Source organism: Larkinella sp. VNQ87, from assembly GCF_049445795.1.
Lineage (GTDB): Bacteria > Bacteroidota > Bacteroidia > Cytophagales > Spirosomataceae > Larkinella.
Window position 1 is genome coordinate 370,030 of record NZ_JBMSDT010000004.1, and the last position, 16,139, is coordinate 386,168.

General features: G+C 48.6%; 14 protein-coding genes. 8 read left to right on the forward strand and 6 right to left on the reverse strand.

Annotation, left to right across the window (positions count from 1 at the left end):
* Positions 1-321 precede the first annotated feature (321 nt).
* The 6 genes from ACO2Q8_RS09165 (at position 322) to ACO2Q8_RS09190 (ending at position 6,092) form a co-directional block, all read left to right on the forward strand.
* Complete coding sequence (locus tag ACO2Q8_RS09165; protein WP_423344495.1) at positions 322-1,506, forward strand: ATP-binding protein; 1,185 nt, start codon at positions 322-324, stop codon at positions 1,504-1,506.
* 412 nt (positions 1,507-1,918) lie between these two features.
* Complete coding sequence (locus tag ACO2Q8_RS09170) at positions 1,919-3,133, forward strand: tyrosine-type recombinase/integrase (RefSeq protein ID WP_423344496.1); 1,215 nt, start codon at positions 1,919-1,921, stop codon at positions 3,131-3,133.
* Between the two features lie 137 nt (positions 3,134-3,270).
* Positions 3,271-3,489, forward strand: a complete 219-nt coding sequence (locus ACO2Q8_RS09175; protein WP_423344497.1) for a helix-turn-helix domain-containing protein — start codon at positions 3,271-3,273, stop codon at positions 3,487-3,489.
* A 39-nt stretch (positions 3,490-3,528) separates the two neighbouring features.
* Positions 3,529-4,437, forward strand: coding sequence for a toprim domain-containing protein (locus ACO2Q8_RS09180; protein WP_423344498.1), 909 nt, complete (start codon positions 3,529-3,531; stop codon positions 4,435-4,437).
* A 29-nt stretch (positions 4,438-4,466) separates the two neighbouring features.
* Positions 4,467-4,925, forward strand: coding sequence for a JAB domain-containing protein (locus ACO2Q8_RS09185; RefSeq protein WP_423344499.1), 459 nt, complete (start codon positions 4,467-4,469; stop codon positions 4,923-4,925).
* Positions 4,926-5,150: 225 nt separating this feature from the next.
* Positions 5,151-6,092: an ArdC family protein gene (locus tag ACO2Q8_RS09190; RefSeq protein ID WP_423344500.1), complete on the forward strand. Its 942-nt coding sequence runs from the start codon at positions 5,151-5,153 to the stop codon at positions 6,090-6,092.
* Between the two features lie 467 nt (positions 6,093-6,559).
* Here the strand turns inward: ACO2Q8_RS09190 and ACO2Q8_RS09195 are convergent, their stop codons facing one another.
* The 6 genes from ACO2Q8_RS09195 to ACO2Q8_RS09220 all read right to left on the reverse strand — a co-directional run bounded on the left by ACO2Q8_RS09195 (position 6,560) and on the right by ACO2Q8_RS09220 (position 14,329).
* Entirely contained in the window at positions 6,560-7,852 is a 1,293-nt protein-coding gene (locus ACO2Q8_RS09195) for a hypothetical protein (protein ID WP_423344501.1), read from the reverse strand.
* Between the two features lie 566 nt (positions 7,853-8,418).
* A complete protein-coding gene (locus ACO2Q8_RS09200) occupies positions 8,419-8,799 on the reverse strand; it encodes a hypothetical protein (protein WP_423344502.1) in 381 nt (126 codons plus the stop codon).
* Entirely contained in the window at positions 8,783-11,524 is a 2,742-nt protein-coding gene (gene mobF / locus ACO2Q8_RS09205) for a MobF family relaxase (RefSeq protein ID WP_423344503.1), read from the reverse strand. The genes ACO2Q8_RS09200 and mobF overlap by 17 nt, the downstream gene beginning before the upstream one ends.
* 170 nt (positions 11,525-11,694) lie before the next feature.
* Positions 11,695-12,483: a hypothetical protein gene (locus ACO2Q8_RS09210; RefSeq protein WP_423344504.1), complete on the reverse strand. Its 789-nt coding sequence runs from the start codon at positions 12,481-12,483 to the stop codon at positions 11,695-11,697.
* A gap of 12 nt (positions 12,484-12,495) precedes the next feature.
* Positions 12,496-14,019 carry a type IV secretory system conjugative DNA transfer family protein gene (locus tag ACO2Q8_RS09215; protein ID WP_423344505.1) on the reverse strand — a complete coding sequence of 508 codons (1,524 nt, stop codon included), beginning with the start codon at positions 14,017-14,019 and terminating at the stop codon, positions 12,496-12,498.
* Positions 14,020-14,134: 115 nt separating this feature from the next.
* Complete coding sequence (locus ACO2Q8_RS09220; RefSeq protein ID WP_423344506.1) at positions 14,135-14,329, reverse strand: hypothetical protein; 195 nt, start codon at positions 14,327-14,329, stop codon at positions 14,135-14,137.
* Positions 14,330-14,467: 138 nt separating this feature from the next.
* Here ACO2Q8_RS09220 and ACO2Q8_RS09225 point away from each other — a divergent pair, with 138 nt between their 5' ends.
* Together ACO2Q8_RS09225 and ACO2Q8_RS09230 are read left to right on the forward strand one after the other, a co-directional pair.
* Positions 14,468-14,785, forward strand: coding sequence for a hypothetical protein (locus tag ACO2Q8_RS09225; protein ID WP_423344507.1), 318 nt, complete (start codon positions 14,468-14,470; stop codon positions 14,783-14,785).
* Positions 14,786-14,942: 157 nt separating this feature from the next.
* A complete protein-coding gene (locus ACO2Q8_RS09230; protein WP_423344508.1) occupies positions 14,943-16,028 on the forward strand; it encodes a hypothetical protein in 1,086 nt (361 codons plus the stop codon).
* Positions 16,029-16,139 lie beyond the last annotated feature (111 nt).

Sequence of the window (16,139 nt, forward strand, 5' to 3'; positions counted from 1 at the left end):
ATTGAATGGATCTAATTTGTCCAGTTTATTACTAATAAACTGGACTTCTTGACATTTGTAGCTCTCTTGGCTAGCTTCTGAGAAGCCAGAAGCTAGCCAAACGGAACAAGAACCGCCACGAATACATCACGTTAGGGGCACTTTGCGGGGGACTATCAGCAAAGTAGTTGTGTAAAAATATAAGGTTTTCGTGTAGATAAGACGAAAATGACTTTTTGCCATGTCACTTGGACGCGTTATCCCAACTTTTTAGAATAGTTTTTAACTTCTTTCAGCTATTTTCTCCTTGCAATTATAATATGCTGTGTTATAATTGCAAGGATGATAACCCGTGAAGCTCAAATTGAAATCGCTCAACTCTTGGAAGAATTTCCAGCGGTTGCCGTTCTTGGTCCACGCCAGGTTGGTAAAACAACCCTGGCTGAGACAATTGCCACATCGATAAGCCCCAACCCGGTTTATCTGGATTTAGAAAGTCCAATAGACCAGGCGAAATTAAGTGAACCGGAAGCTTACTTTGAGTTGTATAAGGGGCAGCTTATTATCCTGGATGAAATTCAGCGAGTGCCTGAGCTGTTTGCCATCCTGCGCGGTGTCATCGACCGACGACGCAGGCAAGGCCACAAAACAGGCCAGTTTCTCATTTTAGGGTCGGCCTCGCTTGATCTGTTAAAACAAGCCTCTGAATCCCTAGCAGGTCGCATCGCTTACAAAGAGTTGCCGGGTTTGATGGCGACCGAAATCACCGCGTCAGAGACTGGCAACCAAAACACTCTGTGGCTCAGGGGCGGTTTTCCAGACAGCTTTCTAGCCAAAACCGATCCGGCTAGTCTGCGCTGGCGGCTTAACTTTATTAATACTTACCTGGAACGGGATGTGCCGCAATTTGGCCCACGTATTCCAGCAACGACCTTGCGGCTTTTATGGACCATGCTGGCCCATAATCAAGGCGCTCAGCTAAATATGGCTCAATTAGGGGCAAATCTTGGTGTAAGCATTCCGACGGCCAAACGGTATATTGAACTGTTGGAAGATTTGTTGCTCATCCGTCATTTGCGCCCCTGGTCAGGGAATATTGGCAAACGCCTGGTCAAAGCCCCGAAAGTCTATATCCGCGATAGCGGCATTACCCATGCGCTCCTTAACCTGACAACGATGGATGATTTGTTGGGACATCCTGTAGTTGGTGCCAGTTGGGAAGGGTTTGTCATCGAAAATCTGCTGTCCTGCTTGCCGGTCGGGGTGACACCGTGGTTTTACCGGACATCAGCGGGCGCGGAAATCGATCTTGTCATTGAGCGAAACAAGCAACAGAAGTACGCCATCGAGATCAAACGGTCACTGGCTCCCACACTTTCGAAAGGGTTTTATCTGGGGTGCGAAGACATTGGTGCAACCAGCCGGTTTTTGGTATATCCAGGCACCGAGCGTTACCCCATTGCCAGCGATGTCACGGCTATACCTTTGACGGAGATGATGCAGGAACTGCGCACTATCGGCCAATAGATGTTTGTGAAATTTTTCTTGAAAATCGATTCATCGTTGGATAGGGTTTTCTTAGGGGCCAGTTCCAAGTTCTTTTACTGGGGGACTAAATGGGGGCCTAAGATGACTATTCATTATTTAGAAATCATGCAATTTGAAGCGATTGCGAGAAGAAAATGAGTTCTGCTCGAGGAGCCAATACTCTCTTTATCCCACATTGTTTGTTCTTAACTGGCTTGAAAAAACGCCTGTTTTTCAAGGCTTTCAACGTATTCTCTTTTTATCCGAAGTCATTTGTCATTTTCCGGCATTACCGGAATTTGGGGGACTATTGGGGGACTAATTTCAAGATTACATATTTTAGGTCCCCCACCTGGTCCGTTCGTTTGTCTTTGAACTCTTGCCAAGGAGGAGAACCGTGCCATTAACAGATATGCAGTGCCGTACCGCAAAGCCGAAAGATAAACCTTTCAAGCTGTCGGATGGAGAAGGACTCTATCTGGAGGTCATGCCGTCTGGCCGTCGCAACTGGCGGCTTAAATATCGCCTACACGGCAAAGAAAAGCGCATTGCTCTTGGGGGCTATCCCCAGGTGGGCTTACAGGATGCCCGGAAGGAGAAAAACCGGATTAAAGGCGAAATCCGATCTGGGTTGGACCCGGTCCTTGTCAAACAGGAAACGAAGCTCAAGGCAGCTTTCGAACATGGTCAGACCTTCGAACGGATTGCCCGCGAGTGGCACAGCAAAGGAGTAGACACATGGGACCCACGTTACGCCAAAACGGTTCTGCATCGTCTTGAAAAGTATGTGTTCGATGATTTAGGAAACTATCCTATTCACCTGCTCAAGCCGCTTACTGTCCTTAGTTGTCTGCAAAAAGTTGAGCAGACCGCTCCCGAAATGGCTCGGCGCATTAAGCAGTTGATCAGTCATATTTGCCGGTACGCTATTGTTACAGGTCGCACGGAAACTGATCCTACAATCGGCCTAGAGATAGCCTTAAAACGCTATAAGAAAGGCCATTTTGCCTCACTTGATATTGATGAACTGCCAGCTTTTATTCTCACACTTCACAACCATAAAGCCCGGCTTTACCAGCAAACTTACTTCGCTATACGCTTAATGTTCCTGACGTTCGTGCGGACTAGCGAACTGGTTGAAGCCAGATGGTCGGAAATCGACTTTGATCAAGCAATATGGACGATCCCGGCTGAACGTATGAAAATGCGGAGCCCTCATCTGGTACCACTTTCCCGGCAGGCATTAGACATTCTCACCGAGTTGAAAAAGATGAATGGAAAGCGCGAGTTTGTATTCCCTAGTCTGCCACGCCCGCGCCAACCCATGAGCAAGGGCACCATTTTGGTTGCACTGAAACGGATGGGTTATAACCGTAAAATGACTGGGCATGGCTTTCGGGCGCTGGCACTTGGCATCTTAAAAGAGAAGCTAGGCTATGCGCACGAGATTGCGGACCGGCAACTCGCCCATGCCCCTAAAAGCAGTACGGACCGTGCTTACGACCGGGCGAAGTTTTTACCTCAACGTATTGAGATGATGCAAGCGTACGCTGATTACCTGGATAAGGTCTATTTAGAAGAGTTGAAAAAACGGCACCTGAGTACATCATCAGCTACCGTTATTTAGCGAACTCGTCCTTTTTTTATTACCTAGTGTTAATAGGATAAGAATCCTGTTGCCTTACTTTATTGGCGGGTATATCATGAATATATTCCTAAAATGAGTTGATTACAGAAACTGATTCTCAAAGAGGGAGGGATGTAATGTTCAATAAAAATGACGCTCTACTCGACCGGAAAAGTGCCGCGAAATACCTCAATTTATCTCCAGGAACTCTAGCTGTTTGGGACTGTACCAAACGGTACAATCTTAACCCAATTAAGATAGGCCGTGCTGTCCGTTACCGGAAGTCGGACCTCGATAAATTCATTGAGCAGCGCCTTTGGTCATCCAACAATACGAGTACTGATCGAAGTCAGTAAGCCTTAATCACTCTTTAGACCGTTTTTCAGGAGGTCGCCATGAACATTGATCAGGCGAATGAAATTCCTATTGCCGAAATTTTAAATCGTCTGGGCTATCAGCCTCACAAAGCCAGTAACGGTAAGATGCTTTATCTTTCACCCGTTCGACAGGAAAAAACGCCTAGCTTCTATGTATATCTCAAGACCAACCGCTGGCATGATTTCGGCGACGGACGCGGAGGAGACCTGATCGATTTTGCGCAAGCTTACCTCAAGTTCACCCGCGAGACCGATACCGTCGTTGATGCATTGCGCTGGATTAAAAACATAGGGCTTGGGCCATTTGAATTCGCCCCTGTTCTAGCAGAATACATTGAAGAAGAGGGTGCTGGTCTGGTTCTCAAAGCCAAAAAGCCGATCCAGCATCTGGGTCTGATCCATTACCTGGAAAAACGCGGTATTCCGTTGCAATTAGCGCATCATCACCTGAAAGAAATCCACGTCCGAAACCCGCGCACTGGCAAAAGTTTCTTTGCCTTGGGCATTCAAAATGAAGAGGGTGGGCACGAGTTGCGCAATCCCTTTTTCAAAGGCTCACTTGGCCCAAAAGCTATCTCGTTTATCCGTGGGCGAGAGCCCAAACCGAAGACCATCCATATTTTCGAGGGGGTCTTTGATTACCTGTCCGCCGTTGCTCAAGCGAAAGGCAGCGGTCTTAAAGGCGATACCATTGTCCTCAATTCACTATCCTGCCTCAAACAGATCGCCCCTTACATCCAGAATTACGGTTACCGCGTGGCGTATAGCTGGCTGGACAATGACAAAGCCGGGGAAGGTGCTACCGCGTCGCTGTCTGAATTCTGTCAGACGCAGGATGATCTAACCCACCGAACCATGAACCGGATGTATGCCCCGCACAAGGATGTGAATGCCTGGCATATGCACCAGCTTGGTCTAACGTTGTGAGAGGAGAACTAACCTTCGATCAACTGCGCTTGCAATCGCTGTTTCGGGTTAATGAGGTAGAGATTGTTTACCGCAATCCCATTCTTTATCAGGACCGCATTCAAATTCGCTCTTCGGCGACCGCCTATGAAATTCTGTTAGCGACCTGGGCACAAAACCGTTTGGAACTGGTCGAGCAGTTCAAGATCTTGCTGCTTGATCAACAAAACAACTGCTTAGGCGTTTCCGACATTGCATCCGGGAGCATGTCGTCTTGTTTAGCTGATCCCAAAGTCATCTTTGCCACCGCCCTTAAAACTCGAGCAACCGGTTTGATCCTGGTCCACAATCACCCCAGTGGCAATTTGGCCCCCAGCGAGTCCGACAAGGCGCTCACGCGTAAGCTGAAAGACGGTGGCAAGTTGCTTGATATTGCCGTTCTCGATCACCTGATTGTCACCCCTCACAACTATCGGTCGTTTGCCGATGAAGGTCTGATGCCGGGCTAATGCTCTGGCGTTTGGCGTCATTGGGAAAATCCGGCATATCGGATCATGCTCAGTCTGCCATGACATGCCGGTTCAGTTGGGAAGGTACCCGGCTCGCTCATTCCGCCAACAGCAATTTTCGCCCCGCGTTTCACGCATTCCCCGCCCACCAAAATTCATGCTGGCTCATTCGGCTTAGCGCCGGGTTGTGCCATTCCCATCACCCTCAGCCCTGGAGACTAGACCATGACAACCACGCAACATCCGGTTAACCGTAGCCGACCGACACAGGAAGCTCAAAGCAATCCATCCCCTCAGAACGACATCTACGCCCGAGTAACGGCCAAGATCCTGATGGATCTGGAGCAAGGCAACCTTACCTGGCGAAAGCCCTGGCATTCAGAGCAGTTAAACGGTCAGGTCATGCGCCCCTTACGCTGGAACAATATTCCCTATACCGGCATCAACACCTTGATGTTGTGGGGCACAGCCGCCGAGCAGGGATTCAAATCACCGTACTGGATGACCTTTAAGCAGGCGCAGGAACTCAAAGCGACGGTTCGCAAAGGCGAGAAGGGAACGCAGGTCGTCTATGCCGATAAGCTGACCCAGGAGGAAGAAGATCCAAATGGCGAAACCCGTACCCGGCAGATTCCGTTTCTCAAATCCTACACGGTTTTCAATGCCAACCAGATTGAGGGGCTTTCGGAGACGTTCTACAAACAGCCTGAACGGGTTGAAGCTAATCCGCAGTCGCGGAATGCCGAACTGGAACTGTTCTTTGCCCAGACCAAGGCCGAAATCTACACCGGCGTGCAAGCCAATTACTCGATGACAACGGATCGTGTCCAGATGCCCCCGTTCGAAAGCTTTGAGAGTGCTGAAAGCTTTTATGCCGTACTCGCGCATGAGATCACCCACTGGACCCGCCACCCCAGCCGTCTCAATCGTGACCTGGGCCGCAAAACCTACGGCGATGCCGGGTATGCGAAAGAAGAGCTCGTTGCTGAACTAGGTGCGTGTTTCCTGGCTGCTGATCTGGGCTTTGAGCCGATGCCGGAGACCAAACATGCGGCTTACATTCAATCCTGGCTGGAGGCTTTGCAGAACGACAAACGCTTTATCTTCCAGGCAGCCTCTTATGCCCAGAAGGCGGTTGAATACATCCACGCTCTACAGCCGTCGTAACAGTATCGTCAAAGGGATTCAGTTTAGCGTGGTCATCGTTTCCTTTGTCCTGTGCGGTTGATCAAAGCAGGCAAAATATCGGCAAGACGGGTGATTGCGCCAATCCCTCCTTTTAGACCTCGTCCAAAAGGCTCTAACGACTCCGGCTAAAAATAGACACTGCGCATCGATTTTTAGCCTTCGGGGAGCGGTCACCGTCTATAGCCGTCTGGCCGCTTCCATGATCAACACACAGGAGAGGAGACTTGATCATGACTACCCAAAACGAAAAATCCACTCCAAACAACCGACGCATACGGCGTATATCGTCAAAGTCAAAAAGGGTATCGACAAAGCCGACTGGATCAAAGCCTGGGAATATGATGATCAAAGCTTTTGATATAATAGCACGGCTGTGACAACGATAATCACCTTTATTAAATTTAGTAGAGAGCTAGTTTGAATTTAACAAAGTATTTTCCAATCAATTACAAGGGAGTCCACGCCGTTTCGTTGCAATATTCCATGACTTTAGAAGTAGCATTATAACGAAGCCTTCCTCCATTTGATGCATCACATGTCTCCGTACTTGTGCCTACTTTTAGACTTCCATCAATAGCTAGACTAGCTGAGTTATCAGACGTACCTGTGTTTGCACCATTAGTTGTCATGTTACCGTAAATAACATCGCCGATGTTCAAATAAGTGCTTTGCGTAGCTGATGGACCGTCAATACCTGAGCCAATTAAAATGTTTGTTGAGCCTGTTGTGTTGGTTGTACCCGTATCGCTCCCTAAGAATAAATTATTTGCGCCGGTTGTATTAACCAAACCAGTACTAGAACCTATAAATACATTTTTAGCTCCCGTTGAGCCAGAAGTTGTACTGTATCCTGATTGGTAGCCAATCATCACCGAATTACTACCAAGAGCATAGAGAGTGGACTTACCTTCTGCAGCTTGATGTCCTATTGCGACAGAATTATTTCCTGTTGTATTGTAATTTCCAGCCGAATTACCGACAAAGACATTATATGCACCAGTTGTATTTCTATTGCCTGATAATGCACCAACGAAAGTATTAAAAGAACCACTGGAATTAAAAGCACCGGTAAATAAGCCAACAAAAGTATTTGATGAGCCAATAGTATTAGCATCACCTGTCCCTGAGCCAAAAAAGCTGTTCCCCGCTCCACTAGTAGTGGTCCGGCCGCTAGATGTTCCAAAGAATGTGTTATTATCTCCATTGGCATTATTGACAGCTCGTCCTGCATAATGCCCAACAAAAGTGTTATTGATAGCACCACTGACAATTGATTTTCCAGCGGCGTTACCTAGAAAAGTATTTGAATCTGTTTTATTAAAACCTAGAAATGTACTTGCAGTAAAATCTACGATTGTAAAAACCTGTTTAGTTGGCGAGCCTGACGCGTTATCAACTAAAGACGGCATCGCAAAACTCGTGTCGCCCATGCCTGAAGCAGTCCATGCAGTACCATTGCAATAGTCCCAGCTAGTACCACCAGTATAACGTATCCGTCCTGAACGGCTTGAATTGCAGGTGCTGGTGTCATTGCCGAAATCTATTGTTTTTGTCCCTGTTTGTGTCCAGAGTTCTACAGGAACGAAAGACGCGCCATTACAAACCTGCCTTTCAAAGACACCCGACGTTTCCGTTTCATAACTATTACCTGCATCTGTGGCAGTTGCACAAGGAGGAGTTTGCGCATATGCTTGAATACAGAAAAGGAAAAAAGCAGGAATAAATACCAAATGGCGCATGTTTTATTCTTCTCTAAAAGTTATTTTATACGAGTTTATACATACTTTATAAAAAATTAAATATCCTGAGTATTTGCCATAAATTTAATAATAAAAAAGCTAGCTGATATTATCAAAAATAAGAAAGTGACGAATGAAATTGATATACTTGCCTATCAAATTAATGCAGAATCTTCTCCTATCAAGGATCATGAAGCATCAAATAAGTTCAAATCAATCTTGTTTGATGGTAGTGAGTACATAACTCGTGCTGCGTCCACCGGACAAGTCTTTGACCAGCACTCCTTGCTCAATAAGGTTCTTAATATCCCGTAACGCCGTATCTTAGGAACATTTGGCAATCTTCGCCCATTTGGGTGAGGTTAACTGGCTATCAATATCATCCCACAACGTGTTAAGCATCAAGGGTTGCCGATCGCTGATAGGCTCCATTCTCAGCCATTCACCGCACTGTCCATGCTAATCCCCGCATATCATGCGGGGATTAAAAGGCTTATTCACCGTACGCTCTATGTAAGCTATTGAAAATAGATGTATTTAATAAAAATTGGAATTTCTTGCACAGCTTATTCAGCTTTTTCAATAAAAATATCAGTCACAATTTCTTTTTCCGGGTCCGCATCCATGACGTACCGTGCATCTATAACGGAAATAAAACGAGGACTATGATCCAGCAAAGCGGTAAACAATGTCGCTAATCCATATCCCTGTAAGGTGATTTTATAGGCCGAAAAATGAAGCTGGATAGAGTTTTTTTCGTTGCCGGGATCAAATTCACCTTCAATCAGGTAGGCATAGTTGAAAAACGCCCGCCTTCCATCCGGCCAAACTAGGCACAGATTGCGATGACTCCCCGGAGAATGATTAGCTTCGCCATCCGGCTCCTGTTCTCGGGTTGGGTTGCTTTCCCGCATCTGATCAAAACGCAGCTTAAATCCGTGGTTCATAATCGCGGTCTTTTACACGAGGTGCTTTGGTAACGTTTTTTCCTTTTTCTGCTTTGAGAGGGTGTCGGTTTAACTCATCACGAATGTGATGGAGAACGTACTCGCGGGTCTGATCTTTCTTCGCGACCAGTTCAAGGGCAGACTGCCGGTCGCCCAATCGCTGGGCGTAGCTCATCAACTCCTCTTTGTTATCGGTATAGATGCGAGCCCGGTCGCGTCCACGGGAGACCGATACATAGAACTGCTTAGCATCTGTGCCGGGGAACGTGGCCGCGGGTTGCCAGAGTAACACCTCATCCACCGTCTTACCCTGCGACGCATGGGACGTTACGCAGTAGCTATGGGCAATATGCCCAAACTGTTGGTCCAATGTGTAGTGGACCTTGCTCGTTTCATTGCGGAGGAGAATAGGGCCATTCTTGCTGACTTTTACGACATCCAGCATCTGACCATTGTTTAGCCGGTTTTTATTGGCGTCAAAGCCGTTGCGGGTGATCCGGACTTTGTCGCCTTTGGCAAGCGCGATCTCGCTTCGACGAAGCACGTCAAAATGAGCGGCCTTTTCCAAAGGTAGGCGCATGGTTTGTTGTTGCTCGTTTTCGACCTCAACACCGTCTTTCGTGCTGCTTTTCACCTGCCACAGGCTACCGCGTTGAAAGCCGGGCACGTTCTGGTTGAACTGAACCCGGTGGCCGGGCTGGATATTCCGCCAGTCCGCTCGTTCGGCGGTCGTTAGATTGAGGTTGGTGTAGCGGGTGGCCTGAATCTCTTTGTGACCGATTAAGCCTTGTTCTTTTAATTTCGCACGGATGCTATTGGTAATGGCATCGCTTTGCTCGTGGGTTGGGGAGACCACCAGTGCCGACTTGCCCCGCTTCAATGCATCGGCGTAGTCCCGCACTAAGTTCTGATGCGGATTGAGCGGATCGACACTTTCAATAAAGCCGATGCTATCCAGTCGGGCGAAACCGGAGGCTACGTTGCCTTTTGCCAAATCTTCAACAGCCGCCCGGTAGTCCGTGTCACGTTGACGGTAAATCTTGTTAACCTCCGCCGTTTTAATCCCCGCAACCGTGTTTAAAATACGCAATGCGTCACCGCGCACGACCGCACTATGCTGCCGGGTATCACCGCCCAAAATCAGCCGGGCGTTTTGCTTGTTTGCCAAATCCAAAAGAGCCGTCATATCGGCATTGCCGAGGAGTCCGGCTTCATCTACCCATAAGACTTGCCCTTTTAAGGCGTCCTGTTTTTTGGAATCGGCTAGCAGGAGGGAAACGGTTTCGGCGTTCGCAAACCCTTCATCGCGTAGAACACCCCGCGACGCTTGCGCCGTGGGAGCCACCACGGTGACCGTCTTTCCGGCTTTCTCCAGGTGAGTAACCGCTTCTTTCATCAAGGTGGTTTTACCGCTCCCCGCAGCACCCCGTATGATCGACACGCGGTTGGTGGTGGTCAGTACATGCCGGACGGCTTCGGCCTGTTGTCCCTCTAAAGCCAGGTCGGGCGCTTGCGTGTATAACGGTTTCAGCTTACCCAATCCCTGCCGCGCCAGATTGACCATGTGTTGTTCTTCCCGCAGCACCGCTTGGGTGGTCGTCATCGTGCGGCCCGCGTCGGTGACATGGATCAGCCGCTGGTCCGCTTCAAAAGCTTGGGTGATGGCTTCCAGCGAGGTTTTGCGATGACCGACCGCATGCCGGTAACTTTCGGCCAGCAAACGCCGGTCCTGGACCACCGAAGCCCGCTCAAAACCGTGCGCCAGGGCATGATCAACGCAGCGCTCCGCCGAAGGCGTTTCTTTGTCTAGTGGCTGAGACGCATACCGAATAATTTGTTTGCCATCATCAGCATCTTTATCCAGCGCCTGAATTTGCCGTTTCCAATCCGCTTTGAGCTCCGCCATCGTCAAACCTTTTTGCTTTTTCGCACGAGTGCGGGCACCCAAGGCTCCTAACTCGTCCGCATTCGTGATGCCTTTCTCCTGCGCAATGCGGCCAATCTCATCCGTGCGCTTGGAGAACAATTCGATCACCGGTTGGGGCACGCCCTCGATCTCGAAGGACTTGTCCGTACGCCGGATCTGATAGCCTAGATCGATCAGATTGTCGGCCAGGCGCTTGTGAAAGCGGGCCTGGTAGAAGGGCATATCGCGTTTGATGTCACGGAACTGTCCGGCCTTGATCTGCTGCTCGGCCTCGTCCCACGTACAATTAAAGACAAAGCAGTGCATGTGCAGGTGAGGGTCGGGCAAATGACCTTCAACGGGTCGGGCCGTCTGGTGGGTAAAGTCCGCCCACAAAAGTTCGCTGGTGGTCCGTTCGTCCACCGCTCCCTGTTTACGCACCCGCGTTTTCGCGTCTGCTTCCATATCCTGCATGGTTTCCTGGACCGCACGTTGAAAAGCGGTTTGGATATGGTCGTCACCCGAAAGCGCATGGACGATACTGACGCTTTTGGGACAGTGGAAATTGATGTCGTAGCCGACCGTTCGATCCTGTTTGGTGAGGGGCGTCAGGGCCTTGCCGGTCACGGGATGGATGTTTTCACACAGGTCGAAAAACACTCCTTTTTTAACGGGACCGACAAGTCCTAAACGCTCAGCGAGTTTTCCCTGCAACCGTCCGCTGATCTCCTGGTCCTGACCGGAGAGGTAATAATCGGACTTCGCCAGGCTTTCGGTAAAGTAGGCTTTGGCGTGCCCGCTCGACTGGGATTGGACCATGCGGATCATAGCAGGAAGTGTACAGGTGATCGCTCCGATCGATGGGTGAATTGTGCAATCCTTATTGCCTGTAAAGAAGAGATAAACCCGGCTGGGCTGTGCAGCGGAGAGTACCTTGTCCGGATAGCGTTTTTTACATCAGACGTCTTCTCGCTGCACAGCCGCGAACACTACATAGCCTCAGCGGTTTCCTGTTTTTCAAAGAACATATCGACCAACTCCCGCCGGGCTTCGGGATCGGCCGGACGACGGCCCAGAACCCGAAAGCCACTGGTTTCCTCCGCATCCACACAGTCAATAAACGAGCGGCCCATTTCCCGGTTGGCGATCAGTTCGTCCATTTTATCCATGATGTAATGATCTGCCCGCTCATAAGCAGCCAAATAACTGAGTGAATAAACGATGCTACATAGGACGATCAACAGCCCCACCGATTGACCCGCCATCCAGAGAACCGTGCCGACCCCTAGGCAAAAGCCAGGCTCAAGCAGCGTTTCAATGGTACGGGTATCCACGGGTTGACCATTAAGTTGGAGGGTGCGGAAACGGGGATGAATGATGCCGCTGGAGAGGCTGAAGCGCGCTAGCTCAAAGATGCCCGGCAATTGTTTGATCTCTTGATTGCGCTGGAGCGCCATGATCAGAAATCCGGCCAGAAAAGCATACCAACTGAGATACTGGCCGAAAAATGAAGTGATGCTTGGCTCTTGCTGGTAGTAAGAATAGCGGGCGAAGAACATCAAACCCGTCATCTTCAAAATCGGATAAAGCCCAAGAATGAGCGCGAGCATAATAGACCCGGATAAGGTAAAATAACGTTCGCCCATATTCCGGCGCAGGAAAACCTCCAGCAGCAGTCGGGGCCAGGAACTGAAGGCATAGAAGAACGTTAGCAGGGCTTCACGCAGGGCATTGCGACGCTGATACATGAAACGGTAATAGCCATTAATCGTTGCCATAGCAGTAAAAAATTAGAGTGAAACATGATTTTCTTTGGGTCGGTAAAGCTGATTGAAATTGGTCTTGAGGTAATTCACGCCATTGAAGAGGGCATCGCCCTGTCGGTGCAGGTAGGCCTCTACCCGGTAGTTGTTCTTAGGGCCACCCGTCTTGAGACTTTGGAACTGTTCGGGCCGCACCACGCGCTCCAGTTTCAGCGATTGCCCCTGGGTCTGGCTAATGGTTTGGGACAAGGTCACGCTGCGTGACTGATCGATGAAATAACCGTCGCCGATGAGCTTGCTGGCGTACTCATTGGTCTCGTTGTCCGCGTTGGCCGTAAAGATTTTGCAGGCCATCGTGCCTAAGAACCCTTTCACCCGATGCTCGCTTTTCTCACCAATGGCTGCATAGTAATTCGGCAGGTTCTGAGTGATGTAGAGCGTAGCCACCCGGCTGCTGCGGGCGGTGGCTTGAAACAAAGCGTCCAGTTCGTGGATAAAGTTCTGGCTCTCGTCAGCATAGAGAAACACGGGCCTGGTGTTCTGGCGGAGGTCCCGTTTTTCCATTGCGCGTTGCCAGATATATTTAAACAGAATCTGGCAGTCGCGTCCCACTTTCTGATACCGTTTCACCGACAGGTTGAGCAGAATAATTTTGCCTTGCAGACTATCCTCGGGTCGGAACGTGCAATCATAGCGGCAGAATAGCGAGTAGACCGGTTCCCGAAGCAACCGCAAAAGGAAATTGCTGAAGGAAAACTCGATAATGGAGCGGGTCTTGTCCGACAGATTGCGAAAACTCTGCATGAAGAACTGATCCAGAAAGCGTAGGAGCCGGGCATCGGGCAGGTTTTCGACCAACTCTTCTTCAAACAGGTCACCATCTTCCTGAAAACGACGTTGCTTATTTTCGGAAAGGGAGGCAATCCAGGCATCCATCTGAGCGGTGACATTACGTTGGGCTGCCCTGAAAGCCTTTTCAAAGGCCGTCTGCTTGCCCTCTTCAGACACGGGTTCATGTTTTTGGGGGAGGGTCTGGGCGATGTCGTACATCAACTGAATGGAGAGACGGCCATACGCCAACTTGCACAAATCAATGATGTTGAAAATGAGCATATTGAGCGAATGCTCCCAGAACGGGTCGTTAATGCTACCGGTATCTTTTTCCTCGCTGGCCTTGATCACCGTCTTCAGCAGATCGACTAGGTTTTCCGTGGGGGCCATACCATCGGGTCCGGACTCGGCCTCATATTGCAGAAAGTTGAAGGTATGCTTGCCATTCGGCTCCAGGATAATCAGGTCTTTGGAGCGACCAGTCATTTCGGCATACTCTTTCCATACGCTGGCCTCATCCTCTTTGGCCGTCAATACAAGCCCGCCGTAGCCATGCTGCATGAACTTATGAGCAAATAACTTGCCCGGACCGCTGGATTTTCCCCCACCGATGCCGCCGAAGATTTGAATGCCTTCGAAACTGTGGCGATAGGTAAAGACACCCCTGGATGAATCAGAAATGAATTCGACCAAGGGGTGATCGAGATCGAATGAACTCATCTAATTGTAGGAATAAGAAATGAATGTTGATAAAGAGGGGCCGTGGACCAAATCTTGTCCACGGCCACCCGAACGCATGACATCAGCCGGAGAGGTCTGATGTTAGCAAGACCACTTAAATGGTCTTACCTTGAACATAGCGCTCCCATTCGTTGGAGTCCGCTTTGCGATACCAGTTGCCATCCGTGTAGACTTTTTCTACACCGTTCGCGGTAACCTGGTAGTAGGTGTCCTTGGGATCACCGGCGTCCTGGCGGTAGCCACTTTGCTTTAGGGCGTGGTCCAGGGATGGATCTGTTTCCTGTGACATCGTTGTTGAAGTTTAATTGTTAAAAATCAGCCAGAATCAAATCATGATTACGGCGCAAAGCCGCCCCCGTTTCTTTAGCTAAAGCTTGACAAATCATCGAGTTATGGTATATATTAGGCTGCTTTGAAGGAGGTTCGAATGCCTAAATTTCCGGTTGTCGATAACGACGGATGCTTTGATCATGAAACCGTAGTTCTGACCAAGCCTCTATTGGGTTTTTACGTTCAGGAACGTCCGCTGGATCAGGTGCAAGCCTACACGGAAGGTCTTTGGGATGTCTGTTCGTTATTGGAACAGATATTAGCCAACCAAAAAAACAAAGACCTGACTGTGAATCAATACCGTGAGCAGATTCAGCAAATCATCAATGAACGTTATGATCTGATGACCACTATGCATGATTACATCAATCAATCGAAAGCGGAAAAGAAGGCACCGGTGAATACTCCTCGCTAAGCGTATTTCAAAGAACAGCGGCATTGTTTAAATGACCACTGCAAAGATTGCTGGTGCTGTAATGCTTTGAAAGAGAGGTATATACCTATTAATTTGACTATTTTTTTACCGTAAATATTTCTGAAAAATGGTCTTAAAGAAGACGCTGCATTGTCGGTTGTATACGAAACTTTATAAAGAATTTAAAAAGGTATTTATTCGGAAGGAATGGACGTCCATTGGCGCAAGACCGGGTGAGAAGTATGGCGTCTGGGGAAAGCTCAATGCGAAGCGGCAACTTGTTGTAGATGAGAAGTTTAAGGTAAGTCAGAAGTTTTTTTACGAGCGAAACCAATGGGCCGAAGATGGAGAAGACATCACGTTAAAGGCTCAAGTACTAAACGATGTTCTTGTCTATATCGATTGTTCAGGAGAAAATACCCAAGCTTTATTGGATGACTTTTACAAAAAATACAAGGTTGAAGACTCGATTATTCTCGCCCAGAAGAAGTTAGACGAAACATTTGAAGAAGAAGAGCAGGAAAAAAATTACGCAATCAAAACCGAAAACCTGCACATTACCGGGGAGAATATCAACCAACGAACCATCAACTACAATTATTTCGGCACCACAAACACCCAGCAACCCATAGATGACATTACTGCGGTTGTCTATCGATTTTATGAGCATATCGCTATTCGGAGTGAAGAGGGATACCGAACCGCCTGGTCACTATTATCGGAGGATTTTCACAACCGGATCTGGATCGCATTAAGTGGGGAAGGCAGCCAGGCTGAGCGTGAGAAAGCCGGTTTTGAGTTGTTTAAAAAGGGGTATTTCTTTTTCAGGGCGTTAAGCGATCTGCATGTCTTCAACCTCAAGGTCAGTGGTCCGACTGCCCATTGCATGGTCTATTACAAAGATGAGTTGGAGCTACCTCACATTAGCGAACTGAATGATTTAGGAAAAACAGCGATCAAAGATGTCGGCAGCGTCGTGGAAAAGATCAGAACGTTGGCTACCACCGTTGAACGCTTAGGCGGAAAAGGATTTGGGGATAAGGCGATCATCCGCTTGTTCTATCCAACCGCTGTAGAAACAGTTTGGTTTGAGCACGGCGTAGACCCAGTCGGGTTGAAAGCTGCTTTTCCGCTGTCAAGTACCGCTCCAATTGACCGTCTCTTTAAATGCCGGTGTGTAAGACAAGGAGATCAATGGCGTATTGATGGCCTACTACCTTTGCATTGTAGGCAACTACATTGAAGGGCAGGAGAAGAGTTGTTGTACCTATGTTGTACCAGCTAAAATTTCAGTTCTCTAAAATACTGATTATGAGTCAATTGATCTCTATTTTTGCGGTTTTTTGACAAGGTT